Origin of the sequence: Leptolyngbya sp. FACHB-321, from assembly GCF_014695975.1 — a bacterium.
Lineage (GTDB): Bacteria > Cyanobacteriota > Cyanobacteriia > Leptolyngbyales > Leptolyngbyaceae > Stenomitos.
Map to the genome: position 1 here is coordinate 37,443 of NZ_JACJPI010000090.1, position 25,102 is coordinate 62,544.

Below are 25,102 nucleotides of genomic sequence, written 5' to 3' on the forward strand. Positions count from 1 at the left end.
AACCATTACGTGAAGCGAAACTCAAACATACCCGATCAGGTGATCGCTCGTTTGAGGATAAGCGCGATGCCGTAACGGACGTTGATTAGTTTTATAACCCTTCCCATTCATCCCGGCTGATACCAGCTTGTTTCAAAATCTCGGCAAGCAAGTGTTTACTAATGTCTTGTTTATGAGGATTCGGGATTCGCACTCTGAGGCTGTCTTTGACCAAGTATTGATGCTTTCCGCCTGGGAACGGTCCGCTGAATCCAGCCGCTTTGAGATAGTAAATCAGGTCTGAGCGCTTGATTGATCTGAATGGAGGCATTACGCAACCTCAGATTCAAGCGCTTGAATATTCAAATCAAGTCCTTCTAGCACTGGAATTGGGTGATGAAGATAAATACCTAGCAGAATCCAACCTTCTAACGCTTCCGCCAATTCATTGCGGCAGGCTTCCAACGTATCAGCGTTTGCCCACACACCTTGAAAGCCAGGGATCGAGCCAAAGAAGCCTTCATTGCCTTCCAAGATTTCGTAAGTAGCCTTGCTCATTGCCAGCTTGATGTATTCAGCAATCATCAGGTTCTCCGTTTTGCATCGCGGCAAAATTGTTGTAGCACTTCGGGATAATTCTCCAAATCGTCGAGGGATTTTAAGGGAGGAGACGTAATCCAATTTTCTTCACTACTGAGTTAAGCCATGTACGCATGGAACGTCTCATCATCGTCCGATGAGCCAGCACATAGGCTCGTAGTTCGCGTTTGCTCATTTCCTGGAAGTTAAGCTTAGTCATCATTTTGACAGAGCCACTTTTTTGGATTTTAACATTCGAGCAATCCTTACGTCTGGGGATGGAGTATCGCAAGTGACCGCTTCAGCGCTAACGTGTGGAATATTGGTGAAAGCAAGCAGACCAGAATCCCCAGAGTAACCTTATGACGAACCCAGAAGCGTATCGCGTTGAGAAAGATTCGATGGGCGATCGGCAGCTTCCCGATACGGCGTACTATGGCATTCAGACGCTACGGGCGATCGAGAACTTTCCGATTAGCGGCTTAAAGCCCTTGCCAACCTATGTTGATGCTTGTGTGCTGATTAAGAAGGCAACCGCGATCGCCAACGGTGAACTCGATTGCATCACACCTGAAATCAGTCAGGCGATCGTGCAGGCAGCCGACGAAGTGCTAAACGGCAAGCTGCGCGATCAGTTCGTGGTGGATGTATATCAAGCAGGTGCAGGCACATCGCATCACATGAATGTGAATGAAGTGCTGGCAAATCGGGCACTGGAGCTTCTAGGTGATGTCAAAGGTAACTACAAACGGCTGAACCCCAATGATCATGTGAACTACGGGCAATCCACTAATGATGTGATTCCGACAGCAATTCGGCTCGGTGGGCTGTTGGCGTTGGAGCGATCGCTGTACCCGGCGTTGGCAGGGGCGATCGCAGCACTAGAAGCCAAAGGGCAGGAATTTCAAGACGTGATCCGATCGGGTAGGACGCACTTACAAGACGCGGTGCCAGTGCGATTAGGCGACAACTTCCGCGCCTGGGCACAGATCTTGAGCGAACATCTGCTTCGCATTGAAACGGCTTCTAAAGATTTGATGGTGCTTGGCTTAGGCGGAAGTGCAGCAGGCACCGGACTCAATACCCATCCGCAGTATCGCTTTCGCGTAGCAGAAATCCTGTCGGATTTGATCGATCAACCGTTGCGACCAGCACCAAATTTGATGGCAGCAATGCAAAGCATGGCTCCTTTCGTGAACGTCTCTAGCTCTTTACGAAACCTGGCGCAAGATTGCGTCAAAATTTCCCACGATCTGCGCCTGCTTGATTCGGGACCGAAGACTGGCTTCAAAGAAATTCAACTGCCGCCCGTTCAGCCTGGCTCGTCCATCATGCCAGGGAAATACAATCCCGTGATGGCAGAAATGACCTCAATGGTGTGCTTTCAGGTCATGGGCTACGACAGCGCGATCGCCCTTGCTGCCCAGGCAGGACAACTTGAACTGAACGTGATGATGCCCCTCATTGCCTACAATCTGATTCATAGTATCGAGATTCTCGGCAATACGATCGCCGCGCTTGCCGAGAAAGGTATTAAAGGCATTACTGCCAATCGTGATCGCTGTCTTGCTTACGCAGAGGGTAGTTTGGCGTTAGTAACTGCACTTAACACACATATTGGCTATCTCAATGCCGCTGCCGTGGCGAAAGAATCCCTTGAAACAGGCAAATCACTCCGCGAAATCGTGCTAGAGCGAGGCTTGATGAATGCTGCAACGCTGGCAGAGGTGCTGAATCTAGAACAAATGAGCCAGATTCCAACACTCTAGGAGGCAGTGACAGGCGTTTGGGATGTGTCAAGAACCAGTCGTTTTTAGGGGTCAGCGGTCAGCCTTCTGCCCTCTGCCTTCTGCCCTCTGCCTTCTTTTACAACACACCTTTAGAACTGGGGATCGTATGCGCCCGCCTGGGATCAATTTCGACCGCCATACGGAGCGATCGCGCCAGTGCCTTAAACGTTGCTTCGATGATGTGGTGGGAATTAATGCCGTTCAGTTGGCGAATATGTAGCGTCATTTGGGCATGGTTGACGATCGCTACAAAGAACTCGCGCACTAACTGCGTATCGTAGGTGCCAACACGCTGTGTGGGGATTTCTAGCCCATAGCTGAGATGAGGACGGCCCGAAAAATCAAGCGCCACCTGAATCAAGGCTTCGTCCAACGGCGCAACAAAGTGACCAAAGCGGACAATGCCTTTGCGATCGCCCAGTGCCTTTGCCAAAGCCATCCCTAGCGTAATGCCCACATCTTCGTTGGTATGGTGATCATCAATCTCGATGTCGCCTGTCGCCCGCACATCCAGATCCAGCAGCCCATGCGAGGCAATTTGGTGCAGCATATGATCCAAAAAGGGCACCCCAGTTTTGGCGGTGCATTGTCCAGTGCCATCCAGATTCAGCGTTACCTGCACGTCTGTTTCGCCTGTGGTGCGGCTCACCGAGGCAACACGATTGAGTCCGGTCAAATTCTGAGTAAGGTTCGTGAGGCGTTCATGTCGTGACTCTGTAAGAGCATCGCTGGTCTGCATGGCGTTTGTGCGTTGAGAGGTGTATATCGAGCGGCAATAACTCATTATCAGCATTTTTGGCAAAGATGAGTGCCTTGCAGCCGACTCAGCAAAAAGCCCCCAATCATGCGATCGGGGGCAAAGGGAGTACGGAATGCTGTCTTACTTAGACTAGGCAAGCCACTCTTGAACCGCTTCAGCTTTTGTATTGGTGCGCCGTTCAGGAGTTTCGCGATTGAACTTCATGTGGATCGCACGGTTCTGTTCACCATCAGCCGCGACTGCAAGAATCGGGTAATCGATCAAACCATCCTGGAACGACATTTGAAAGCGGAAGGTGCCATCCGAGTTCAGCTTAATTGGACGACCGCCGATCGTAACCGTCGCATCGGGTTCCGTTGCACCATAGACAATCAACTCAGCATCCGCAACTAGCCAAAACTGACGAGGACGGATAGGAGGTGCAGAGGCAGAGAACCCAACGCCTGACATCCCAACGCCTGACATTGTAAGACCGGATGTGGTGGGAAGTGCCCAAGCACCAGCACCAGAGGGAAAGACATAGGAACTAATGGCTTGCTCATGCACGGGCACCTGTTGCATAGAGCCATAGAGGGAACCTGCTACTCGCTGCACTTCGGTCGCTTCTGCCAAACCAAAAATTTGATCGTAGATGGCGTTGCCCGTACCTGTAGCGGCACCTGCAACCACACCTGTCGTCGCTGGACGAGCGCTCGGCGGCACCAGTTCCAGGAATGTTTTGTCAACCAGTGTTTCATCCCATGCCACTGTGATGAACTGATCATCAATCCAGTCAGAGGGATAGACAGGTGGCACTCGCACTGGCGCAGAGCGAGCCAGCACCAGCCAACGACCATCCGCACAGCGATAGCCAATATCCACTACGTAGTCGCGATCGCTAACAGGAATTGGCAAGTACCACTCCCGTGCTAGCTCATCGCTAGGATATTCCTGAATACTGTGTGGCGACTGGTAAGCCAAATTAACGTTGGTCACATCATAAAGACGCAGGGCAATCTGCTGTCCACCTTGGTGACGTAAGGCTTCTTTTTGTTCATTGGGGATGTCCCAATAGGTGTACGCCCACTGTGGATCACGCGGCATCAGCACAATGCGGCTCTCGCCATAGCCAGCTGGAAGATCATTCAGCCCTTCATCGACGGCAGACAATGAACCACCCACACGATCGTCTTGACCCAAATCAAATTTTGCTGCTTCCACTTCTGCTTGTGCCTCCAATGGTCTGGCTGAGATAGATGTGCCCTGAGTACGCTGCTGAATTTCTTGAATGGACGCTAGAAGTTGCTCTTTACGCATCCGGCTATAACGAGAGACACCATATTCACTGGCAACTCGGCGGAGTTGCCGTAAAGTCATGTCTTCAAGAGGAGGACGTTCTTTAGTCATGGCGGTTTGCTCTCCAGATTAAGCATTTGTTGCTAGTTAGCTCGATTTCAATCAGTTGCTTCTGATCCCAATTGGGATCAGGGATCCAAAGGTGCTGGGATCACTTCGTTAGGCTTATATTGCGACAAAGTAAAATTTGGGTCAAGAGTGGAAGACACTGAATTTTAGGCATTTATACGTATTCTCAGGCAAAACGGGGATCGTAATGTCAGGATTTCATGACATTACGCGCTTATGGGGATCGCTTGCTCAAGAGCTGCTGACATTTGATCCCTAGCAAGTGGAAAGATAAAGGAGTGAAAGGGTGAAGGAGTAGAAGGGTGAAGGAGAGTTGGCTTCATCTAGAGCGCGTCTAAACGTTTGTTTCCGCGGTTCTCTGTTCGTGTTTTGCATTCAGTCAAAGTCAATCAGCAGGATCATTTCTGTCCTCGGTCTAAAGCCACTAAGGAGGTCGGGCGATCGCTCGTGTTACAGGGCATTACGCTGGGCGTTACTGGCTTTGCGAGGCGGGTAGAATAGATTGCCTCATAGACAACCACAACAATTACGAGGCAGTACAGGATAGGAAGCCTGCTATGACGCATCCCCCTGAATCATTAGCTGTCGCCTTGCAATGGCACCGTAGCGGGCGTATTGCTGAAGCTGAAGCTGCGTACCGTCACCTGCTTGAGCAGCAGCCTAATGCTATTGATGTGCTTAATCTCTTGGGAGCGCTGGTCTATCAGCAGCAACGCTTTGAGGAGGCGATCGCCTGCTTTGAGCGTGTCCTACTGCTGCAACCCGATAGCCCTGATGCGTATAACAGTATGGGCATTGTGCTGAAAGGGCAGGGGAAACTTGAGGACGCAGTTACCCACTATCAGCAGGCGTTAGCACGACAGCCTGACCATGTGGAAGCGTTAAATAACCTGGGCAATGCGTTGAAAGAGTTGGGCAAGCTAGAGGATGCGATCGCGGCTTACCAGCAAGCCCTAAGACTGCGCCCCGCCTATCCTGAAGCACACAATAACCTGGGCATTGCCCTCAAAGATCAGGGGCAATTAGAGGATGCGATCGTCCATTACCGAGAAGCGCTTCTGCTCAAGCCCAATTACTCAGAGGCGCACCACAACCTGGCAGTTGCCTTACAACGTCAGGGGACACTTGATGAGGCGATTGACCAGTATCAGCAGGCGATCGCACTCAAGCCTGACTATCCAGAGGCACATCATGGTTGGGGCAATACACTTCAACAGCAGGGGGAGCCAGACGCAGCGATCGTTCACTACCAGCAGGCGATCGCACTCAAGCCAACTTATGCTGAAGCTCATCATGGGCTAGCGACCGCACTTCAGCAGCAGGGAAAGTTAGAGGAAGCTGTCATCGTTTACCGTCAAGCGCTAACTCTGCGTGAAGCGTATCCCGAGGCGCACAACAATCTGGGTAATGCACTACAGGAGCAGGGGCAACTGGAAGCGGCGAGCGCTCACTATCAACGCGCACTCACCCTACGACCCCAATTCGCAGAAGCGCATAGCAACCTGGGAGCAGTGCTGAGAACACAGAAGCAATATGAGGCGGCGATCGCTCAGTTTCAACAGGCGCTTGCCCTGCGTCCCGACTATGCCGAAGTTCACAACAATCTGGGGAATACCTATCAGGATCAAGGCAAACCAGACGCAGCGATCGACTGTTACCGCCGAGCCTTAGCCATTAATCCTAACTCTGCCGAAATTCACAGTAACTTAGGCAATTTGCTTCAGCAGGATGGCGAGTTTGAAGAAGCATTTGAGCACTTGGAAGCCGCAATTGCCATCCAGCCTCATTACTTAGGGGCATACAACAACTTGGGCATTGCCCGTCGCAACTATGGTGACACTGCCGCTGCCTTTACCGCTTATGAACGAGCCCTTGCGATCGATCCAGCATTTGTCGAAGCACAGTGGAACAAAGCCCTAACTCAATTGTTTACAGGCGACTTGGCACAAGGCTTTGCTGGCTACGAGTGGCGGCTCCAATGGAGCAAGTTTAGAGAGCAAAACCCAGTTCGATCGTTCCAGCAACCTCGCTGGGACGGCACACCGCTCGACGGCAAAACCATCCTGCTCTACACCGAACAAGGCATGGGCGACACGCTGCAATTTATCCGCTATGCCTCGATCGTTGCGGCACTCGGTGGGCACGTCATTGTCGAATGCCAACCGCTCCTCATCAACCTACTTCAGGGCGTTACAGGTATTCAGCAACTGATTCCTGAGGGCAGCCCGCTCCCTTCGTTTGATGTCCACGCGCCGCTCCTGAGCCTGCCCTACATTCTAGGCACCACTCTAGAAACGATTCCCGCCGACATCCCTTACCTTCAACTACCACTATCCAGCGATCGCCCCTCGCTCCCTACTCCCGCTTCACCCCTTCACCCCTCCACTTCTTCACTTCCACTCAAAATCGGCATCGTTTGGCAAGGCAATCCACTCAATCCCTACAACCGCAGCCGTTCCTGCCCCCTGGAGCAACTTCTGACCCTGGCAGCATTACCTGATGTGCGGCTCTACAGTCTGCAAAAAGAGCCGTCACTAACCGACCAGCAGCAATTGCAAGCCTCGTTACAAACACAGTCCAATGTTCACGATTTACGAGCACACTTGCATGACTTTGTAGACACTGCTGCCCTGATCCAGCAACTTGATCTCATTATTGCGGTGGATACATCGATCGCGCATTTGGCAGGCGCATTAGGCAAACCTGTGTGGCTGCTGCTCCCCTTTGCCCCTGACTGGCGTTGGATGCAGCAGCGACACGATAGCCCCTGGTATCCAACCATGCGCCTCTTTCGACAGCCTGTACATGGCGATTGGGAAAGTGTCATCACGCAGGTGCAGGAAGCGTTGAGGGAGAAAGGGCAGAAGGTAGAGGGCAGAGGGCAGAAGGCAAAAGGCAAAAGGCAAAAGGTAAAGGGCAATAAGCGGTCAGCGGTCAGCGGTCAGCCTGTAGCAATTCGTCAGCCAATTCCTGTAGAGAAGCAAGCGACAGCGCCCAGTAGCCAACGATCGCAACTGACTCAAACGTCTCATGTACAAACAGACAACACGCTACTCCCCACTCCCTACTCCCGATTCGCCGCTCCCCACTCCCCACTCCCACAAGCTCTTAAAAACGCTGTACGGCACCACCAGGCAGGACGCTACCGTGAGGCAGAGCAGCTTTGCCATCAGGTGTTGCAAGCACAGGAAGACTACGCGGATGCATGGCATTTGTTGGGAATGATCGCCCATCAGGAACAACGCTTTGAGGCGGCGATCGCGTTTTACCGCCGCGCACTAACGACACACTCTGACAACCACGATACTCACAACAATTTGGCAGTAGCGCTTCAGGAGTCCAATCGCATTGATGAGGCGATCGCGCATTACGAAAAGGCGATCGCCCTGAAGCCAGATTTTGCGGATGCTCACAATAATTTTGCCAATGCACTGCGCCATAAAGGTTTAATGGCTGAAGCGATTGCTCACTATGAGCAGGCGATCACCATTCGACCCAACTATGCCGATGCCCACAATAATTTAGGCTTGATCTACTTCTCCCAAGGAAACTTTGAACAGGCAGCAGCTTGTTATCGGCAGGCGATCGCGATGAAACCCGACTTTCCACAGGCACACAACCATTTGGGGAATGCGCTGAAAGAATTGGGTGACTTTGATGCTGCGATCGCTCACTATAAGCAGGCGATCACGCTGAAGCCAGACTATGCCAAAGCATTTAATAACTGGGGCAACATCTTTCGCGATCGGGGTGAGTTGCAAGAGGCAGTGCAGTACTACAACCAGGCAACGGCGATCGAGCCAAATTTTGCCGAAGCACACTGGAACAAAGCACTGACCCTTTTGCTTAATGGCGACCTGCTACCGGGGTTTGCCGCTTACGAATGGCGCTGGCAGGTCAAGCTACCGACCTTTCAACCCATGCGACCGATACCGCAACCTCGCTGGGATGGGTCTCCCCTTAACGGCAAAACTATCTTTCTGCACGCCGAACAAGGCATGGGCGACATGATTCAGTTCGTTCGCTACGTGCCACTTGTCGCGCAGCGCGGCGGACACATCATCCTGGAGTGCCATGCACCATTGATGCACCTGTTTCAGGGCTTACCCAATGTGGCAGCGATCGTCTCCTACGGCAGCCCACCCCCTCCGTTTGATGTCCATGCCCCCCTGATGAGCTTGCCTCATATCCTGGGCACCACTGTAGAAACGATTCCGGCTACCACACCCTATCTCCAAATACCAGCCGCCGCTTCCCTTGCTCCTCGCTCCTTACCCCGCTTTCCTCCCTCCTCCCTCAAAATCGGCATTGTCTGGGAAGGCAACCCCCAAAACCCCTATAACCGGACGCGCGCCTGTCCGCTAGATTACCTGCTGCCCTTAGCCGATCGTCCCAATGTGGACCTGTATAGCCTGCAAAAAGAACCGTCCTCTGCCGATTTAGCACGGTTGCAGGCACATCCTCACATCCATGACCTGCGAGAGCATCTGCATGATTTCGTCGATACCGCTGTCTTAATGCAGCAGCTTGATTTGGTCATTGCTGTTGACACTTCTGCCGCACATCTGGCAGGCGCACTCGGTAGACCGATCTGGCTGCTGCTGCCCTTTGCCCCCGATTGGCGCTGGTTGCTGGCGCGTGAAGATAGCATCTGGTATCCCACTATGCGGATTTTCCGTCAGCCTTCCTATGGAGACTGGGCAGGCGCGATCGAACAGATACAAGACGCACTAGTTAAACTACAACCGCAGAGAGGCAGAGAGACAGAGCCGCAGAGGCAAGAAGCGGTCAGTAAGCAGAAGGCAGAAGGCAGAAGGCAGAAGGCAGAAGGCAGGCTTCCCAGAGCGTCAGCCGACGGGAGGCAGAAGGCAGAGGGCAGAGGGCAACCGTTTGCAAGCCGTCAGCCAACTTCTACAGAGAAGCAAGCGACATCGACCAGTGGTCAGCAGTTAGCACTGGCTCAAACGTCCCCTGTACAATCTCATGGACAAACAGACAGCACGCTGCTCCCCACTCCCTCCTCCTTACTCTCTGCCGCCCTTCAGCACTACCATGACGGCAAGTTTACAGAAGCGGAACGGGTGTGTCGTGAAATTTTGCAGCAAGAGCCTGATCAGGTAGCAGCGCTCCAAATTCTCAGCGTCGCGTTGTGTCGTGCAGGGCAGTCGATCGCCGCATTGCCGTACCTTCAGAAGGTTGTGCAGCTACAGCCGGAAGCACCGGAAGCTTGGAGCAACCTGGGTAGCGCGTTGCAAGAGCAGGGAAGCATTAAGGCAGCGATCGCCGCCTTCAACCGTGCGATTGCCCTCAAACCAGATCATGCGGATGCTCACTACAACCTGGCGGTCGTACTGCAAGAGCAAGATCGTTTGGAGGATGCCCTGTTCCATAGTGAGCAGGCGATCGCGCTGAAGCCTGACTTTGCTGATGCTTATTACAATCAGGGGTTTATTCTCCGACGGTTGGGTCAGCTAGAGGCAGCGATCGCCCGTTACCGTACGGCGCTTCAGCTTGCCCCCCAATCAGCAGGCGCACACAAAAATCTGGGTCATGCGCTGCTGTTGACAGGCGACTTACAGCAGGGTTTTCAGGAATACGAGTGGCGCTGGCAGCAACCCGGTTGGACACAGCGATCGTTTGCTCAACCGCTGTGGGATGGCTCACCATTGCAAGGCAAAACGATTCTGCTCCATGCCGAGCAAGGCTTAGGCGATACAATCCAGTTCATTCGTTATGTTTCCCTGGTGCGTCAAGCTGCTTTTGGTGATTCTGGTGGACAGAATCACGGGGGAAGAGTGATCGTCGAGTGTCAGCCTTCACTGCTGCCGTTGCTTGAAACAGTGGCAGGTATTGACCAGTTGATTGCTCAGGATAGCCCTCTACCAGCATTTGATGTTCACGCGCCCCTCCTAAGCCTGCCCCACATTCTGGGCACAACTTTGGCAACGATTCCCGCTGACATCCCCTACCTCCAAGCATCCCGCGCTGCCTCCGCGCCTCAGCTTCCCCTGCCTCACCCGTCCCCACCGCAGAGCGGAAGCACTCTACACCCCTCACCCCTTGCCTCTCTTCCCCTCAAAGTCGGCATTGTATGGACTGGTAACCCTGCCCACAAAAACAATCCCTATCGTTCCTGCACGATCGAGCCTTTTCGTGACCTGTGCCAGATACCCGGCGTATGTTTTTACAGTTTGCAGAAAGGTGCTGCCGTAAATGATTTGCAGGCGGCTGACCTGCCAATCCAGGACTTGAGCCAGACGTTGGCTGATTTTGCTGATACGGCAGCAGCGATCGCTCAACTCGATTTAGTTATTACCATTGATACGGCGGTTGCTCACCTAGCAGGGGCATTGGGTAAACCCGTGTGGTTATTGCTCTCCTTTGCCCCTGATTGGCGCTGGTTGCTAGAGCGTGACGACAGTCCCTGGTACCCAACGATGCGGCTCTTTCGACAACGCCAACGGGGAAGTTGGCAAGGGGTGTTTGAGCAAGTGACAGCGACATTAGAGCAATGGGTGGAACGCCGGAAACACGTTTAACCACGATCGTTTCTACTACTAACGCTGGTTACAACTAATCTGCTAGTTTCTCCAGTAGTAATACGCCACCTTGATGTAGCCGTTTAGTCTTGTTTTCAAAAAGAGTCATGAAGGCATCGATCGCGCCTTTTGGCAGCAGTTGAGTCGTGTTTTGTGCTGTATTAACGCCGTAATCCTCAAAGACGATCAGGCTACCAACTGTTAATAAGCTCCAGCTTAAAACGGCAATTTCTAGTGTTTCGCTAGCCGTTTTCATGCCACCGATGTAAAGAAGCTGATAGCTGTGATGAGGTAGCGATCGCAGTCCATTGCAGGGAGCGCCAACAATTTTTTGCACCTTCTCAGCCGCACCTGTACGAGCGATATTCGCCTCAAAGCAGGTCAAAAGCGGTTGTCCGTCTGATGAGCCTTCAAAGCGATCGAGACAGGTGATGTGTGCTGTTTGAGACAGCAAAAGATTGTCTAGCAGCCAGCACGTAATGCGCCCATCCCGACATCCAATTTCAAGCGCCTTAAGATCTACAACGTGCTGCAATAAATGACGATAGCTGGTTAAAAAATTTAGATCAACGTCAGCGAACTCGCTAGAAAATTGATAGCCTTTAGTCAAGTGCTGAAACTGCTTTTTAGCCCTGGCAAGCTCTGCGATCGCTTCTGCAAACGCTGGCTGTAATGTCACGGCTTGCTGCAAAACCAATATTGCCTGTTCAAGCCGGTTTTGCTTATATAAAACGGTGCCGAGATTAAAATAAATTCTAGATAGATCAACAGTCGAAAGGGCTGAATTGAGGTCAATTGCTTGTTTGAAGTAAACGCCCGCTTCTTCTAGCTTGCCTTGTTGATGCAATGCTGAGCCAAAATTGTTATAAGCGGCGGCTAAAATGTTTTTAACCGTTGCACGTGTTGCCGGTTCCGCTTGCATACCATGTTCATAAAGCGAAATTGCTTCGGTATAGCACCCTTGTGATAAATAGTCGTTAGCTAGCTGCTGCCAGTTCAACTGTGCAGTTAGTTCAGTGGTTAAAGCAATTTTTCGGAATTTTTCGCCTAGATAACTAAAGCGCTCTTGTTCCAAACGCCGTCGTAGAAGGTGCAGTTCTCTCTCATGAGGAGGCGTTTCATCCTGATACTGATCAGGTGGGGTTTGAAATTTTTTTAACTGTCGATCCAGATTATTGCCAGGATAGCGAATATATTCAACCGTTTCAATTTCAACTTTCAACACCTTAAAAAACTTTGACAGCCATAACGTGTAGGACACATCTTCACAACCAATTTGTTTATAAACGGGTGCTTCAGGAAAGCCCTCAACAAATTCATGGCAGTCTCGGCGTAGGCATAAGTTGAGAGGAATCGTATTTTCGATCGCGGCTTTCCATTCTGGGTAAACGGGATCTGCTAGCCGCACACCTGTCCGTACAATGCCAACAGGATGGGGCGGTAGCGTTAAGGGATAGGAGGTCTCACCAACCTTTACTTGTAGGGGTTTGAGTGCTGCCTCAGACGACGAGGGTTGATGATTGAGCAACATGAAACAGAGATAAATATGTTCTTTGAACATAAGATCATCCCCATCGCAGAAAAAGAGAATATCGCCCCTAGCAATCTTCACTCCCGTATTTCTAGCGGCACCACTGCCCAGGCTTCTAAAGTGCTTGATGACTTGAAAGTAAGGCTTATCTCGACCAAATTCTGCCAGCAGTGTGAGTGTGCGATCGCTCGATCCCTCATCAACCGCAATTAACTCAGCGTAAACGTTGTGCTCAACATTATCCTGCTGATAAAAGTAGGCAATGCTGGCATCAATACTTTCTAGCGTGCGAATAATTTCACGCTCTTTGTTTAGCACCGGGACAATAACAGAAAGTGAGCGAATCATGCTGTTGCACCTTAGTAACTCCAATGTGCCGAAAGCTTTATTCCACCTTAACTTTGCAGCGATCGACCAATTTGCATCACATAAATCGACTCGCCACTGCTAATGTGGGTTTTTCCAATTGGCACTACAGCTAGCCCGTTTGTACCAGCTAGATTGATCAAGTTTCCCGAACTGTGGCTACCGCCAGCTAAAGCAAACTCGTACAGCCCATCCGCCAAATCTAAGTGTCCCCAAAGATAAGACTCTCGCTTACCGTTCGATCGCAAATCGACCTGCGTTTTTGCCCTCACAAACGTTGGTTTCCACGCACGTTCAGGTAAGCCTGATAGTTTACGTAGCGCTGGCTCTACAAAGCGACAAAATGTGACCAGCGCTGAGACTGGATTGCCAGGAAGACCGAAGTAGAGCGTAGCAGCCTTGGAGAGTGGGAATCGTGAATCTGCCGACTCAAGCGCCCTAGCCTTCTCTGCCTCCTGCCCTCTGCCCTCTGCCCTCTGCCCTCTGCCCTCTGCCTCCTGCCCTCTGCCTTCTGCCTTCTGCTCAAACGTCGCCACGGTCAACGGCTTCCCTGGCTTCACTGCAACGGCACGAATGTGAATGTTGCCACCCAACTCCGCAAGAATGTCTTCTACATAGTCGTAGTCACCGACAGAGACACCACCGGAGGAAAGCACTATATCAGACTGATCAAGAGCGATCGCGATCGCCTGTTTCAGCGCCTCTGGTTCATCCCGTACCACTCCTAACCGTATGGGGATTGCACCAGCCTGAGTGATCAAACTTGCCAGCGCATACTGGTTGGAGTCTACAATTTCACCCGACTGAAGCGGCTGATCAATGCTGACCAGTTCGTCACCCGTAGAAAGGATAGTAACCCGTGGCTGTCGGTAGACTTTGACCTGAGCGCACTGAGCCGCCGCCAGCACTGCCATTTCTGGAGCCTGAAGCCGCAAGCCTGATGACAAAAGCGGTTGTCCAGACTGATAAAAGGCTGCTCGCTTACGGACAAACGCCTGTGGCTGTGGCGCTGCCAGAATGGTCACTTGATCGCCGTCCCGCTGTGTTTCTTCCTGTATGACGATCGTATCAGCCCCAGCAGGCATCACTGAACCCGTTAAAATGCGAGCGGCTTGACCAGCCTCAACAACACACTGCGGTTGATAGCCCGCCGGGATCGTTTCAATGACCGCTAACGTAACCGGAGACTCCGCCGAACACGCCTGCACATCGGCATAACGTACGGCATAGCCATCCATCGCTGAATTATCCCAGTGGGGAAAGTCGAGATCACTGGTTACAGAACCTGCCAGAATGCGACCGCGTGCCTCTAGTAACGGCAGCATCTCACTATCACGCTCGACATCAAGCGGCTGCACAAGGCTCAGGATAATTGTCTCTGCTTGCTCAACTGGAATCATAAGAGGCTTAAGAGATTAAAGCTTGAGATATAGCAGTCCTAAATCATTTATGAGCAAGGCTCAATCATTTAGTGGTCAGCGATCAGCTTTTTTGCTAGCTGCTGACCGCTGACTGCTGACTGCTGATCGCTTATACCAGCGTAATTCTCATTATCTAAATAGGAGCGCTATAGCATTGCCAACTCAGTCTAAAGCGTTATCTTCATTTTTTAACTTTCGCTGCAATTAATCAAACATTATGCTGAAATGTTGTGGCAATCACACTCCATTTTTGGGGGTGCGCTATTCTGGAATAGAGTGAGAGTTTTTTGCAATCGCTCTGCCTAACGCATCATAACTCTGCCAACCACTGGTGCGTTTTAGAAGTTTATTCTCCTTGAGGTGTTTATGGCTAATCCACAGTTCCGCCCATCTTTTGGAAATGCTTCCCTGCCAGACAAGCTAACGCCAGAACTTTTAGACCAGCTCCCCGGCGATTCTGAAATTTGGCACAACCTCAAGCAGGCGATCGCCGCTAGCTCTGGGTTTGAGCGCTGGCAGTTAGAACGCAACACAGATGGTCGCTTGAGTGGGTTAAACCTAGATCATTTAGTGCGCTACTACTTGCGTGAGACGCTGGAAACGCTGGCTTATTAAGCGGTTCTGTTAGTGCCATTACCGCAGTCTTAACGACGCATAAAATCAACCCCTCCTGATGCTCCTTATAAGAAGGAACGGTCAGGAGGGGTTTTAATATGTTGCATGGGGAACTGGTAACAGCGTTAAAGTTTCTCAAACACGCCCAGAATTTTGCGGATACCGCTTTCGAGTTCACTTAGTTTGAGAGCAGTGTCTACGAGCTGATCAACTTCTACTTCCACTTCTTGAGTAGGATATTTTTCGATCGCTTCGATGAGCGAGAGTTTGCCATCATCACTGGCAGAAAGCACTAGGGACGAGCGCAATGCCTGACGGTTAGCAGTGTTAGCAGAGGTATGGATAGTTTTGCCCACTTCGTCGAGTATCCGTTCCCCAACAAAGTTATTTAAAGCGCGATCAAGCACGACCACACTAACTTTGGCTTCTTTAGTCAACGCATTCCGAATCTCTTCTGGCTCCTTGTTTGCCAGCTTCATATAGGCTGCTAGCGTCGGCGAGGGTTCACCCGTTTCGGCAAAACTTGATAGCTCGGCAACAGAAATAGACTCTTGAAAGACGCCATACCGTAAGACAACTTTCTCTGCTGCCAGTCCAGCAGTACTGTAAAGCGTGGCACCCGCACCAGCAGCGAGCAGTAGGCAGCAGTGGAGCAATGAATGTGGGAAGCGCATAGGTCGATTGCAGGAAACAGTGATTACCTTGACGGTCTCTGAACGGTATTCGTTTCCCTTGATGTACAACATCTGGCACAAGACATACAAGGATTGCAAGATGCGCCTAACCCTATGGTCGATCTGGAGCAGCGCTGGAACTTCCATCCTTTAACTGTTGTCAGAATGTCAGAGTGCTGGCGATGCGTCATCCTTTTAGAACGCCGCATTGCACATTAGCGGGTACACTCTGGCATTCAAATAATAGACAGATCAAGACATTACAGTTTCAGTATGATCGCAATGAGCGCGATCGCTACTAGGGCATACTAAACCGCGTTCATTTCTTACCTTGCGTTTCTTCTACAACCCCGTCATTAGCGCACACGTTATGTCGTACCAGGGCTTTCAGATCGATCGCTGGCTACAAAGATGCCGTTTTTCAGCCACTAGCTTCAAACCGCGTCTGGGGCTAGTCATGCTGCTTCTGCTGGGCGGACAAGGGTTGGGGCTAGTTTTGCCAACCACCGCTCAGGTAAAAGCGCCAGTGCTGCTGGCTCAAACGCCGCTTTCGGCAACACTTCTTTATGTCAATCCGGCTTCTGGTACCGATGCGCCTGGTGCGGGCAATGAGGCTACCCCTTACCGCACGGTCACCTACGCTCTCCGGCAAGCAACACCAGGAACCTATGTCCAGTTAGCGCGAGGCAGCTATACGCAAGCTTCTGGCGAGGTCTTTCCGCTTAATGTGCCACCGGGAGTCACGCTTCGGGGCGAAGAATCTGAGAAGGGGCAGACCGTTGCCATTATCGGCGGTGGCAACCTGGTTAGCCCAACGTTTGCACGGCAGAATGTAACGCTTCAGGCAGGCAAAGATACTGAAATCCGGGGCATTTCGGTTACAAACCCCAATACACGCGGCACAGGTATCTGGATCGAATCAGTCAATGCCAAAATCCAGAACTGCACGTTTAACCGCAATAATCGGGAAGGCGTTTTTGTAACTGGCACAGCTAATCCGGTGATTGCAGACAGCGTGTTTACTCAGAATGGCGGCAATGGCATTTCAGTTGCTAACCGTGCTACGGGCGAAATTCGCAGCAATATGTTTCAAAACACAGGCTTTGGGCTGGCGATCGGCGGTAACGCGGCACCCAGGATAAGTGGCAACCGCATTATTGAGAACACAGACGGACTGTATATTAACGACGCTGCCCGTCCTATCTTGCGGAACAATACGATCGAAAACAACAAACGGGATGGCATCGTTGCCACCAGTAACGCTCAACCTGACATCGGCACGACTGGCAGTGATGGTAACAACATCGTTCGCAATAACCGTCAGTACGACCTCAATAACACTACTAATAAGACGCTCTACGCTGTAGGCAATACGCTCGACTCAAGGAAGGTTGCTGGTTCTGTAGAATTTGGCGCATCCCCGATCGCCTCTGGCAACGCTGATCAATTTGCTGATGTGCAAGGGCATTGGGCGCAAGCATATATCGCCGCTTTAGCACAGCGAAACATTATCAGCGGCTTTCCTGGTGGTACGTTTCGTCCAGATGACTCCGTAACTCGCGTGCAATTTGCTGCCATTATCAACAAAGCCTTTGCACCATCCGCTAAGCAAAACGTGGCTCAGTTTAAAGATATCAGCAGTAACTTTTGGGGCTACTCGGCAGTTCAATCTGCGGCTCGAGGTGGCTTTATGCGCGGCTACCCTAACGGCACTTTTAGACCCAATCAAGTGATTCCTAGAGTTGAAGTGTTAGTAGCACTCTCCAATGGGTTGAATTTCACTACTAGCAACACCAGCGTTCTGTCTAGATATCAAGATGATGCCCAAATTCCATCCTGGGCAACTACCGCCGTTGCTGCTGCCACCCAGCGCAAAATTGTTGTGAATTATCCATCGCTGGTGCGACTCAACCCGACTCGTCAAGCAACGCGTGCCGAGGTTGCTGCCTTTGTCTACCAGGCAATGGTTAATGCCGGCAAAGCCAACGCGATCGCCTCGCCCTATATCGTGTTAGCGCCGTAAGGAGTCAAGAGTCTGACTTGCGTTCCGCCTTACCTTCAAGGCGAAGCAGCCAAAGCATCAGCGCCACAACGCCAATCTGAATTGCCAGGTTTGGCAATGTATTGCTTACCTCTTGCCCTGCCAGCAGTTGCGTGACAAAAATGAAAGCACCGATCGCTCCTGACGCCGCAAAAGCCACATAGACAAACTTCCGCAAGCCCCGATAGGGAGCCTCTGCCTCTGCTTTCAAAAAGGCATACTTTTCAGGGTCGGTCTGCTGTAGCGTTGACGGTTTGCCTGCTTTGCGGGAATTGTTTGCCATACCTCATTGCCCTTTTTACGCTCTTATACTCTCTACCCTACACGCATTACAAACCCTAAGCCTGCTATACTAATCAACTGTTATGCCGATGTGGCTCAGTGGTAGAGCACTCGATTCGTAATCGAGCGGTCGGGGGTTCAAATCCCCCCATCGGCTTCAAGTAAAAACCCCTGAAGTGCTTGCTTTGAGGGTTTTTGCTGTTTTAGTTTTGTCTACAATGCTGATGTTGCACAAAACAGTCAGAATCAGATCTACTAGAAGATCTTTAGGAACTGTCTGGGTAGCAAGTCCTAGAGATAAGAAAAGGACGATCGCACCCTGTACTTAGAAACACACCACTCATGTCTTTGCATAATTTCGTTTACATAGCGGGATGATGCTGTCACCAGCGTAGACCCAAGGCGATCACTCCTTGCACGAGTTAAGTGCGATCGCTTAGATATGATCAGGGCAACGAAGCCAACGTTAAACAGCTTGTTCTAAAGTAAGAATGCTCTCAAAGCTCTTTTGAAGTCTCAAGCTGAAAGCGTAATTTTAGTTCGAGTTCGCAACTGTACCTTGCCTATCTTCTGCCACCCCCATAATGGACACCATCAGACAGCCATCGACCCAAAACTGATCAGGTTTAGCACCTCAATCAAGGTTCTGGTAAAGAATTTTGTCTCTGATCGGCAGGATATCTCAATCACGATCGGCTGTGTTAGATTGAGCATAGTTTTTTGTCGTTCTTCACTGGCTCAGTACTATGGCAGTCACGAAACGTGGGCTTCTTCTCGCTTCAACAGCAGTCGCAGTTAGTGCAGTCACCATTACAGGAGCTGGGATACACCTCTCTGAAGGGCAAGCCTTCTTTCAAGAGAGTCCGAAAGGGCTAGTGGACGAAGTTTGGCAAATTATCGATCGCACCTATGTCGATGGCTCCTTTAACAAGGTGGATTGGAAGGCAACACGCACTGAGTATTTGAACAAGCCCTACACCAATAAGGAACAGGCGTACAAAGCGGTTCGGGAGATGCTCAAGAAGCTGGGCGACCCCTACACGCGCTTTATGGACCCGCAAGAGTTCAAGAACATGCAGATTGATACCTCCGGCGAACTTTCTGGGGTAGGTATTCAGCTTGCAGCGGATGAAAAAACCAAGAAATTGACCGTCATAGCGCCGATCGAAGATTCGCCTGCTTTTGCGGCTGGTATTTTAGCTAAAGACATCATCACGAAAATTGATGCGAAAAGCACTGAAGGGATGGATGTTAACCAGGCTGTAACCTTGATTCGGGGTGTGGCTGGTACCAGCGTTAAGCTGACTGTCCTGCGGGGCGGTAAACAACTGGAATATCAGTTGAAGCGGGCAAAGATTGAAATCCATCCTGTACGAGCCAGCTATCAGAAAGATGCAAATGGTGGTGGCATTGGCTATATCCGGCTGGTGCAGTTCAGTGCTCCTGCTCCAATCGAAATGAAAAATGCGATTGAGAAGTTAGAGAAGCAGAACGTCAGCGGTTATATCCTTGACTTGCGCTCTAATCCTGGTGGGTTGCTCTTCACCAGCGTTGAGATTGCGCGGATGTGGCTCAAGCAAGGCGCGATCGTTTCTACCGTCGATCGCAAGGGCGAGAGGGAGCGTGAGCAAGCAAACAACCGCGCTCTGACTGATAAGCCACTAGTAATCCTGGTTGATGGCGGTTCTGCTAGTGCCAGCGAGATTTTATCGGGTGCGCTACAAGACAATAAACGGGCAACGTTGGTTGGCACCAAAACGTTTGGGAAGGGGTTGGTTCAATCGGTACGTGGGCTTGGTGATGGCTCTGGTCTAGCAGTGACGATCGCTAAATACCTGACGCCCCTTGGTCGAGACATTAACAAGAACGGCATTAATCCAGATATCGAAGTCAAGCTGTCAGATGAGCAACGTCAGGCATTAAGCGGCGATCGCAACAAAATTGGCACTGCTGCTGACCCACAGTACGCCAAAGCGCTGGAGGTGCTGACACAACGCATCAAAGCACAGCAGCCTACAGTACCCAAGTCGTAGAGAGTTATGGCTTTAAGTGATGAGTTCTGTGTTGAAACCGCAGCTTAAAACTCATCACTGTTCTAAGCTGGTTGACATTTGCCTGCCCGGATCAGACCGATACGATGGGCGATCGCACTTTGCTGAGAGTCGTAGGGTCCCCATCGCTGGAGCATTGAGGTCTGGTCTGAGCCTTGCTGGCTTTCCTCCATTTGACTGGCAGGCACAATAGCGCATTGCCCATCTGCTTGCTTCACAACGTACCAGGTAGCATCGTTCATTAGCTCATTTTCATCCGGTTACATCACGAAAATGATAGGACAACTAGAGATATGGGAAGACTTTTCTAGAGATGAGTGTCTGTTATTTTGGTAAAGATGCGTCGCGTAGAAAAACGATCGCAGTTGGTTAAACCTAAACGTGAATACACCACGCGGACTGCCTGACCAACCTACACGTGCTTTTTTACCCTCAGCGACTCTCGTTCACACATAGCTGCACGGATCTTTACTAGAGTCCGTCGCTCGCTTTTACCGCTCTAGGGTTTACAGAGAAATAGCATATGACTGAATCACAGCGTCCGTCTAGTTCGCCACCGCCGCCACCGCGCGTCCCACCCGCCCCGCCGCCGCCGATGCGAACTAGCGCCAATAATGGTGCTACCGTCGCTGCAACGCAACAAATGACCTCAGCGATGCCCTCTGGTGCAGCAACCCCAACCATGATTTCGACACCAGCGACGAGTGCGGCAACTCCAACCATCATGTCGTCCCAGGCGACAGGTCTAGCTACCCCAACGATCGCATCACCATCGGCTGCATCTCAGACAGTTGTTTCTGCACCACCTGCACCACCTGCTGGACACCGCCCCACTGCTCCGCCACCCCTGCCAGCACAACCACATAGGCCCAGCAATGGTTCGCCCACGCTCGCCGAAATTGTGCGCCACGCGTTTGATAAGGGCTACTCAGATGTTCATGCTGGTGTAGGCGAAGTCCCCCGTTATCGGAACCGGGGTGAAATTGATGCCACTGACTGGCCCGTGACCGATCGCGCCACCTTTTATAGCTGGCTGCGCGAAATCCTTAGTGAAGAAGATATCCGTGAGTTTGAGGAAACCCTGGATTTTGACGCTGCTACTCAGTACGACTTTGCCCGTGTACGGATCAATATCTTTGACTCCTTGCATGGTCCAGCCATGGTGCTGCGGCTAATCCCGCTCAAGATCTTGACAATGGAGCAACTTAACCTCCCGCCTGTGTTCAAGGACGTGTGCCACTACCACAAGGGCTTAGTTCTAGTAACGGGTCCTACGGGTTCGGGTAAGTCCACCACAATGGCAGCCATGGTTGATTACATCAACAAGGAGATGCCTAAGCACATTATTACCATTGAAGACCCGATTGAATTTGTCCATAAGAGTCAAAAGGCGCTGATCAAACATCGGGAAGTTGGTATTCATACCCGCAAGTTTGATAATGCACTGAAGGCAGCCCTACGGGAAGATCCAGATCTCATCCTGGTTGGAGAAATGCGGGACAAAGAAACAGTCAACACGGCGCTCAAGGCGGCTCAAACGGGGCACCTTGTGATGGGCACGTTGCATACAAACAGTGCTGTCAAGACAATCGAGCGGATTTTGCAGTTGTTTGAACCAGAACAGCAGGAACCCATTCGGATTTCATTAGCTGAGTCGATGGTTGCAGTCATCTCTCAAGGTCTATGCCGTACGACTGATGGTAAACGTGCTGCGTTTCACGATATTTTGATCAACACGGATGCCATCAAAGACTTTATTCGGCGTGGGGAAATTGAGGAGATTGAGCAAATCATTCCCCGATGCACCTTTGACGGCATGTGTACAATGAATCAGTCTCTCTACAAGCTGTACGAAGCGGGACGGATTACAGAAGAGGTAGCTCTGGAAATGTCGCCGAAGCCGAATGAGATGGCACAGTCTCTGAGAGGGCGCGTGTAATCAGCACAGGAAACTCTATTGAACGCAGATTCCAATGCTGCCAGCGTTTTTAAGGGCATCGCGCTCTTTACACCTGGAGGCGGTTTGATTTATTGCATCGATCGCAAAAAGCAGGAACGCTGGCACGTTCACCTTTGTGCTGCCTTACGCGATATTTTGAACCTACCAGAACCGCCGCATTTTTTAGTGCCTTGCTATGCTGCCACCGTCGATCGCTGGCTGATTCCTCAGACGCAGCAGTTACAAATGGTGGCAGAAGCATCGCCGCTAGTGCTCCGGTATCAAACCTTACTCAATGCTGTCTTTGACACAGGAGATTTGGTTTGGCAGCCTTCACGCTTGCCAGAGGGTCTTTGCGATGCTGTTGTGCTGTCTGCCTATCGTAAGCAGTTTCCTCAACTTTGGGAGCCGCATGATCTTGTCGTGCGTTATGAAGCGGCTGAACCGTATGCTCATTTACATCAGGAATTACCCGTCGCACCGCTAGAACACTCGCCGCTGCTAAGCGCAAGAGGTTACGTCTTGCGCCTGTTTGTTTCTGGTCATAGCATTGCTACAGAACGAACCTTGCAAGCGCTGCATCGAGTGTTAGAACAATCGCTCAGTCATCCTTACACGCTCAAAGTCATTGATGTCTCGCAGCATCCTGAGCAAGCAGAACTCGATCAGGTTTCAGCAACACCTACGCTAGTGAAGGTCTATCCTCAACCGGTGCGCCGGATCGTAGGGGATTTAGATAATGTGGATCAGTTGTTACGCATCTTTGGACCAGACAGGTGAAGCTTGTCACAATGGAAACGTAGTCGCTGATTCTGATGTGCTGTGGTTACCATAACAGTTGAAAAGATTCTCGATCGCGCTCTAGAAGGGCACGACTTGTCTTGGGAAGAAGGGGTAATGTTGCTGAAGCAACGATCGCCCGATGCGATCGTTCAAATTCGTCAGACGGCTGACCAACTGCGGCAGCAACAGTCTGGTGAGACAGTTACCTACATCATCAACCGCAACATTAATTTCACTAATATCTGTGAGCAGCACTGTAGCTTTTGTGCCTTTCGACGAGATGAGGGCGATGAGGGTGCGTACTGGCTTGATCTAGAGCAACTGTTGGCAAAAGCAACCGATGCTGTGCAGCGTGGGGCGACTGAGCTTTGTATGCAGGGTGGCTTGAATCCGAAGGCAACACTTAAGGGGTCATCGTTGTCCTACTATCTGCGGATTGTTGAAACGTTGAAGGATAAGTTTCCCCGGCTGCATTTGCACGCCTTTTCGCCACAAGAAGTGCAGTTTATTGCCAGAGAAGATGGTCTGAGCTATGCAGCAGTCATCGCAGCGCTGCGGGATGCGGGAGTTGATTCATTACCTGGAACCGCTGCAGAGGTTTTAGACGACTCCGTCAGGCGTGTGTTGTGCCCTGAAAAAATTGACACGGCAACCTGGCTTGAGATCGTGGGCATCGCGCATCAGCAGGGGCTGTATACGACTAGCACAATGCTGTCGGGACATATCGAAACGCCAGAGCAACAAATACATCACCTAGAGTTACTGCGATCGCTCCAGCAAGCGTCTTTAGAAAAAGGCTATCCTGGCATTACAGAGTTCATTTTGCTACCGTTTGTAGGGCAAGAAGCGCCCAAACCCTTGCGTCGTCGTGTCGGACGCGATCAGCCTGTCCTTGCCGATGCGCTGTTGTTGATGGCGGTTGCTCGTATTTTTCTAGGGCACTGGATTACCAACCATCAGCCCAGTTGGGTCAAACTGGGACTCGCTGGTGCAACCGAAGCACTCACCTGGGGCTGTAATGACATCGGTGGCACCCTGATGGAAGAACACATTACCTCAATGGCGGGCGCGCAGGGTGGTACGTGCATGGAAGTCGAGACGTTGGTAGAAGCGATCGCCTCGATCGATCGCCCCTATCGACAGCGAGATACCCTGTATGGATCTGTCAGTCATTAGCGGTTAGCCAACGCAGCAGCATTAACCAGAGCAACTTCATTTCGCACTTGTTTCAGCCCTAAAATTTGCCACGCCATCGACAACAAATCCACAACAAGCCTTAAAGGGGTAAGCCACAGTTCTGGTAGAAGGGTGTAGCTTATTCCCAGAATGGGTAGGAGTGGAAGGGTAGGGCTTCTGTAAGTGGAAATGGCTATAAAATCCAGAAGGGTATGGCTGTTGGGTAAACTGTCGCATGAATCGCATTCTCATTGCTGAAGACAACCCCCGTATCACCTCCTTTTTAGAAACGGGACTGCAAGCCCACAGTTTCACAACAACAGTGGTAGCAACCGCTCAAGAGGCAACTCGTCTTGCCTACAGCGACAATTTTGACTTGTTGATTCTTGACCTCGGCTTGCCCGATGGCGATGGCTTGACTGTCATTGCGACGGTACGCGGTCAGGGTGAAACCATTCCCATTATTGTGCTGACGGCACGCGATGGTGTAGATGATACGGTGTCTGCACTGGAGGCAGGGGGCGATGATTACGTTACTAAGCCCTTTCGCTTTGAGGAACTGCTGGCACGCATTCGAGTGCAACTCCGCAATCGGCAAGTACCCGGTGCACGGCAGGAAACCACACTGCAAGTGGGCGATATGACGCTAAATTTGTTGAGCCGTCAGGTTTGGGTGCGAGAGCGGGCGATCGACCTCTCTGCTCGTGAGTTTTTGCTTGCCGAAGTCTTTTTGCGGCATCCGATGCAGGTGCTCACCCGCGAACAACTCCTCGATCGCATCTGGGGCTACGACTACGACCCCGGCACCAATATTGTCAATGTCTACATCGGGCATCTCCGGCGCAAACTAGGCGAAGACCGCATCGAAACAGTGCGCGGCATTGGCTATCGCCTCAAACTTTAATTCATCAGTCCATAGAATTCCAAATTGTTTTTGTATCAGCGAACATTTGGAAACGGCGCACCTTGCGATCAACGAGAGCATAAACGTGTGCGGCGGCAGCACAAAGTGACTTCTGCGTGTGTCGATCGCAGCCGACATAGGCTCCAATGACAACGACAGAATCCCCTGCATCAAGGTCCTGATCGACGCGAAATGAGAACGTTTCCCATCGCTCATCATTGGACTTGAGGACTCCTTCAACTACTGAGGCTGCACCTTGATAAGCTGC

The 25,102-nt window shown here is 51.2% G+C and carries 19 protein-coding genes and 1 tRNA gene; 11 read left to right on the forward strand and 9 right to left on the reverse strand.

Annotated elements, in window-relative coordinates; translation table 11 throughout:
• Positions 1-91: 91 nt before the first annotated feature.
• Positions 92-310, reverse strand: coding sequence for a type II toxin-antitoxin system HicA family toxin (locus tag H6F76_RS28775; protein ID WP_190513526.1), 219 nt, complete (start codon positions 308-310; stop codon positions 92-94).
• Complete coding sequence (locus tag H6F76_RS28780) at positions 310-564, reverse strand: type II toxin-antitoxin system HicB family antitoxin (RefSeq protein ID WP_190513528.1); 255 nt, start codon at positions 562-564, stop codon at positions 310-312. Before H6F76_RS28780 ends, H6F76_RS28775 begins: the two co-directional genes overlap by 1 nt.
• Before the next feature lie 356 nt (positions 565-920).
• On the opposite strand from H6F76_RS28780, the gene H6F76_RS28785 reads away from it, so the two are divergent.
• Entirely contained in the window at positions 921-2,327 is a 1,407-nt protein-coding gene (locus tag H6F76_RS28785) for an aspartate ammonia-lyase (protein ID WP_190513530.1), read from the forward strand.
• Between the two features lie 97 nt (positions 2,328-2,424).
• On the opposite strand, the gene hisB is transcribed toward H6F76_RS28785, so the two are convergent.
• Both hisB and H6F76_RS28795 read right to left on the reverse strand, forming a co-directional pair.
• The gene (gene hisB, locus H6F76_RS28790; RefSeq protein WP_190513532.1) at positions 2,425-3,087 is read right to left on the reverse strand and encodes an imidazoleglycerol-phosphate dehydratase HisB; all 663 of its coding nucleotides are present in this window, start codon (positions 3,085-3,087) and stop codon (positions 2,425-2,427) included.
• Positions 3,088-3,237: 150 nt separating this feature from the next.
• Complete coding sequence (locus tag H6F76_RS28795; RefSeq protein ID WP_190513534.1) at positions 3,238-4,494, reverse strand: DUF4912 domain-containing protein; 1,257 nt, start codon at positions 4,492-4,494, stop codon at positions 3,238-3,240.
• A gap of 360 nt (positions 4,495-4,854) precedes the next feature.
• On the opposite strand from H6F76_RS28795, the gene H6F76_RS30110 reads away from it, so the two are divergent.
• On the forward strand, positions 4,855-5,013 hold the full coding sequence (locus H6F76_RS30110) for a hypothetical protein (protein WP_206754424.1): 159 nt from the start codon (positions 4,855-4,857) through the stop codon (positions 5,011-5,013).
• Positions 5,014-5,069: 56 nt separating this feature from the next.
• Complete coding sequence (locus tag H6F76_RS28800) at positions 5,070-11,051, forward strand: tetratricopeptide repeat protein (protein WP_190513536.1); 5,982 nt, start codon at positions 5,070-5,072, stop codon at positions 11,049-11,051.
• 34 nt (positions 11,052-11,085) lie between these two features.
• Here the strand turns inward: H6F76_RS28800 and H6F76_RS28805 are convergent, their stop codons facing one another.
• Together H6F76_RS28805 and glp are read right to left on the reverse strand one after the other, a co-directional pair.
• The gene (locus H6F76_RS28805; RefSeq protein WP_190513537.1) at positions 11,086-12,930 is read right to left on the reverse strand and encodes a glycosyltransferase; all 1,845 of its coding nucleotides are present in this window, start codon (positions 12,928-12,930) and stop codon (positions 11,086-11,088) included.
• A gap of 47 nt (positions 12,931-12,977) precedes the next feature.
• Positions 12,978-14,348 carry a gephyrin-like molybdotransferase Glp gene (gene glp, locus H6F76_RS28810; protein WP_190513538.1) on the reverse strand — a complete coding sequence of 457 codons (1,371 nt, stop codon included), beginning with the start codon at positions 14,346-14,348 and terminating at the stop codon, positions 12,978-12,980.
• 387 nt (positions 14,349-14,735) lie between these two features.
• Here glp and H6F76_RS28815 point away from each other — a divergent pair, with 387 nt between their 5' ends.
• Positions 14,736-14,984: a hypothetical protein gene (locus H6F76_RS28815; RefSeq protein ID WP_242033627.1), complete on the forward strand. Its 249-nt coding sequence runs from the start codon at positions 14,736-14,738 to the stop codon at positions 14,982-14,984.
• A 125-nt stretch (positions 14,985-15,109) separates the two neighbouring features.
• Here the strand turns inward: H6F76_RS28815 and H6F76_RS28820 are convergent, their stop codons facing one another.
• The gene (locus H6F76_RS28820; RefSeq protein ID WP_190451673.1) at positions 15,110-15,658 is read right to left on the reverse strand and encodes an alpha/beta hydrolase; all 549 of its coding nucleotides are present in this window, start codon (positions 15,656-15,658) and stop codon (positions 15,110-15,112) included.
• A 370-nt stretch (positions 15,659-16,028) separates the two neighbouring features.
• Here H6F76_RS28820 and H6F76_RS28825 point away from each other — a divergent pair, with 370 nt between their 5' ends.
• Positions 16,029-17,681, forward strand: a complete 1,653-nt coding sequence (locus H6F76_RS28825; RefSeq protein ID WP_190513539.1) for a DUF1565 domain-containing protein — start codon at positions 16,029-16,031, stop codon at positions 17,679-17,681.
• Between the two features lie 4 nt (positions 17,682-17,685).
• Here H6F76_RS28825 and H6F76_RS28830 read toward each other — a convergent pair whose 3' ends face one another.
• On the reverse strand, positions 17,686-17,982 hold the full coding sequence (locus H6F76_RS28830; protein WP_190451214.1) for a DUF3493 domain-containing protein: 297 nt from the start codon (positions 17,980-17,982) through the stop codon (positions 17,686-17,688).
• Positions 17,983-18,066: 84 nt separating this feature from the next.
• Between H6F76_RS28830 and H6F76_RS28835 the strand changes: the two genes are divergently transcribed.
• Positions 18,067-18,138, forward strand: a tRNA-Thr gene (locus tag H6F76_RS28835).
• Between the two features lie 589 nt (positions 18,139-18,727).
• On the forward strand, positions 18,728-20,014 hold the full coding sequence (ctpC, locus tag H6F76_RS28840; RefSeq protein WP_190451216.1) for a carboxyl-terminal processing protease CtpC: 1,287 nt from the start codon (positions 18,728-18,730) through the stop codon (positions 20,012-20,014).
• Positions 20,015-20,076: 62 nt separating this feature from the next.
• Here the strand turns inward: ctpC and H6F76_RS28845 are convergent, their stop codons facing one another.
• On the reverse strand, positions 20,077-20,274 hold the full coding sequence (locus tag H6F76_RS28845; protein WP_190513540.1) for a hypothetical protein: 198 nt from the start codon (positions 20,272-20,274) through the stop codon (positions 20,077-20,079).
• A gap of 281 nt (positions 20,275-20,555) precedes the next feature.
• Here H6F76_RS28845 and H6F76_RS28850 point away from each other — a divergent pair, with 281 nt between their 5' ends.
• From H6F76_RS28850 to H6F76_RS28865, 4 genes are all read left to right on the forward strand, one after another.
• Positions 20,556-21,971, forward strand: a complete 1,416-nt coding sequence (locus tag H6F76_RS28850) for a PilT/PilU family type 4a pilus ATPase (RefSeq protein WP_190451220.1) — start codon at positions 20,556-20,558, stop codon at positions 21,969-21,971.
• Positions 21,972-21,989: 18 nt separating this feature from the next.
• On the forward strand, positions 21,990-22,751 hold the full coding sequence (locus H6F76_RS28855) for a circadian clock KaiB family protein (RefSeq protein ID WP_190513541.1): 762 nt from the start codon (positions 21,990-21,992) through the stop codon (positions 22,749-22,751).
• A 42-nt stretch (positions 22,752-22,793) separates the two neighbouring features.
• Positions 22,794-23,930, forward strand: a complete 1,137-nt coding sequence (gene cofH, locus H6F76_RS28860) for a 7,8-didemethyl-8-hydroxy-5-deazariboflavin synthase subunit CofH (protein ID WP_190513543.1) — start codon at positions 22,794-22,796, stop codon at positions 23,928-23,930.
• A gap of 235 nt (positions 23,931-24,165) precedes the next feature.
• The gene (locus H6F76_RS28865; RefSeq protein ID WP_190513545.1) at positions 24,166-24,834 is read left to right on the forward strand and encodes a response regulator transcription factor; all 669 of its coding nucleotides are present in this window, start codon (positions 24,166-24,168) and stop codon (positions 24,832-24,834) included.
• Positions 24,835-25,102 lie beyond the last annotated feature (268 nt).

What these genes read in the sequence shown, in the direction of transcription:
- H6F76_RS28865 (WP_190513545.1), top strand. Translation starts at nt 24,166, where the DNA reads ATGAATCGCATTCTCATTGCTGAAGACAACCCCCGTATCACCTCCTTT.
- H6F76_RS28825 (WP_190513539.1), top strand. Translation starts at nt 16,029, where the DNA reads ATGTCGTACCAGGGCTTTCAGATCGATCGCTGGCTACAAAGATGCCGT.
- H6F76_RS28800 (WP_190513536.1), top strand. Translation starts at nt 5,070, where the DNA reads ATGACGCATCCCCCTGAATCATTAGCTGTCGCCTTGCAATGGCACCGT.
- H6F76_RS28780 (WP_190513528.1), bottom strand. Translation starts at nt 564, where the DNA reads ATGATTGCTGAATACATCAAGCTGGCAATGAGCAAGGCTACTTACGAA.
- H6F76_RS28785 (WP_190513530.1), top strand. Translation starts at nt 921, where the DNA reads ATGACGAACCCAGAAGCGTATCGCGTTGAGAAAGATTCGATGGGCGAT.
- H6F76_RS28850 (WP_190451220.1), top strand. Translation starts at nt 20,556, where the DNA reads ATGACTGAATCACAGCGTCCGTCTAGTTCGCCACCGCCGCCACCGCGC.
- glp (WP_190513538.1), bottom strand. Translation starts at nt 14,348, where the DNA reads ATGATTCCAGTTGAGCAAGCAGAGACAATTATCCTGAGCCTTGTGCAG.
- H6F76_RS28805 (WP_190513537.1), bottom strand. Translation starts at nt 12,930, where the DNA reads ATGATTCGCTCACTTTCTGTTATTGTCCCGGTGCTAAACAAAGAGCGT.
- H6F76_RS28820 (WP_190451673.1), bottom strand. Translation starts at nt 15,658, where the DNA reads ATGCGCTTCCCACATTCATTGCTCCACTGCTGCCTACTGCTCGCTGCT.
- hisB (WP_190513532.1), bottom strand. Translation starts at nt 3,087, where the DNA reads ATGCAGACCAGCGATGCTCTTACAGAGTCACGACATGAACGCCTCACG.
- H6F76_RS28795 (WP_190513534.1), bottom strand. Translation starts at nt 4,494, where the DNA reads ATGACTAAAGAACGTCCTCCTCTTGAAGACATGACTTTACGGCAACTC.
- H6F76_RS28775 (WP_190513526.1), bottom strand. Translation starts at nt 310, where the DNA reads ATGCCTCCATTCAGATCAATCAAGCGCTCAGACCTGATTTACTATCTC.
- H6F76_RS28845 (WP_190513540.1), bottom strand. Translation starts at nt 20,274, where the DNA reads ATGAACGATGCTACCTGGTACGTTGTGAAGCAAGCAGATGGGCAATGC.
- H6F76_RS28815 (WP_242033627.1), top strand. Translation starts at nt 14,736, where the DNA reads ATGGCTAATCCACAGTTCCGCCCATCTTTTGGAAATGCTTCCCTGCCA.
- H6F76_RS28830 (WP_190451214.1), bottom strand. Translation starts at nt 17,982, where the DNA reads ATGGCAAACAATTCCCGCAAAGCAGGCAAACCGTCAACGCTACAGCAG.
- ctpC (WP_190451216.1), top strand. Translation starts at nt 18,728, where the DNA reads ATGGCAGTCACGAAACGTGGGCTTCTTCTCGCTTCAACAGCAGTCGCA.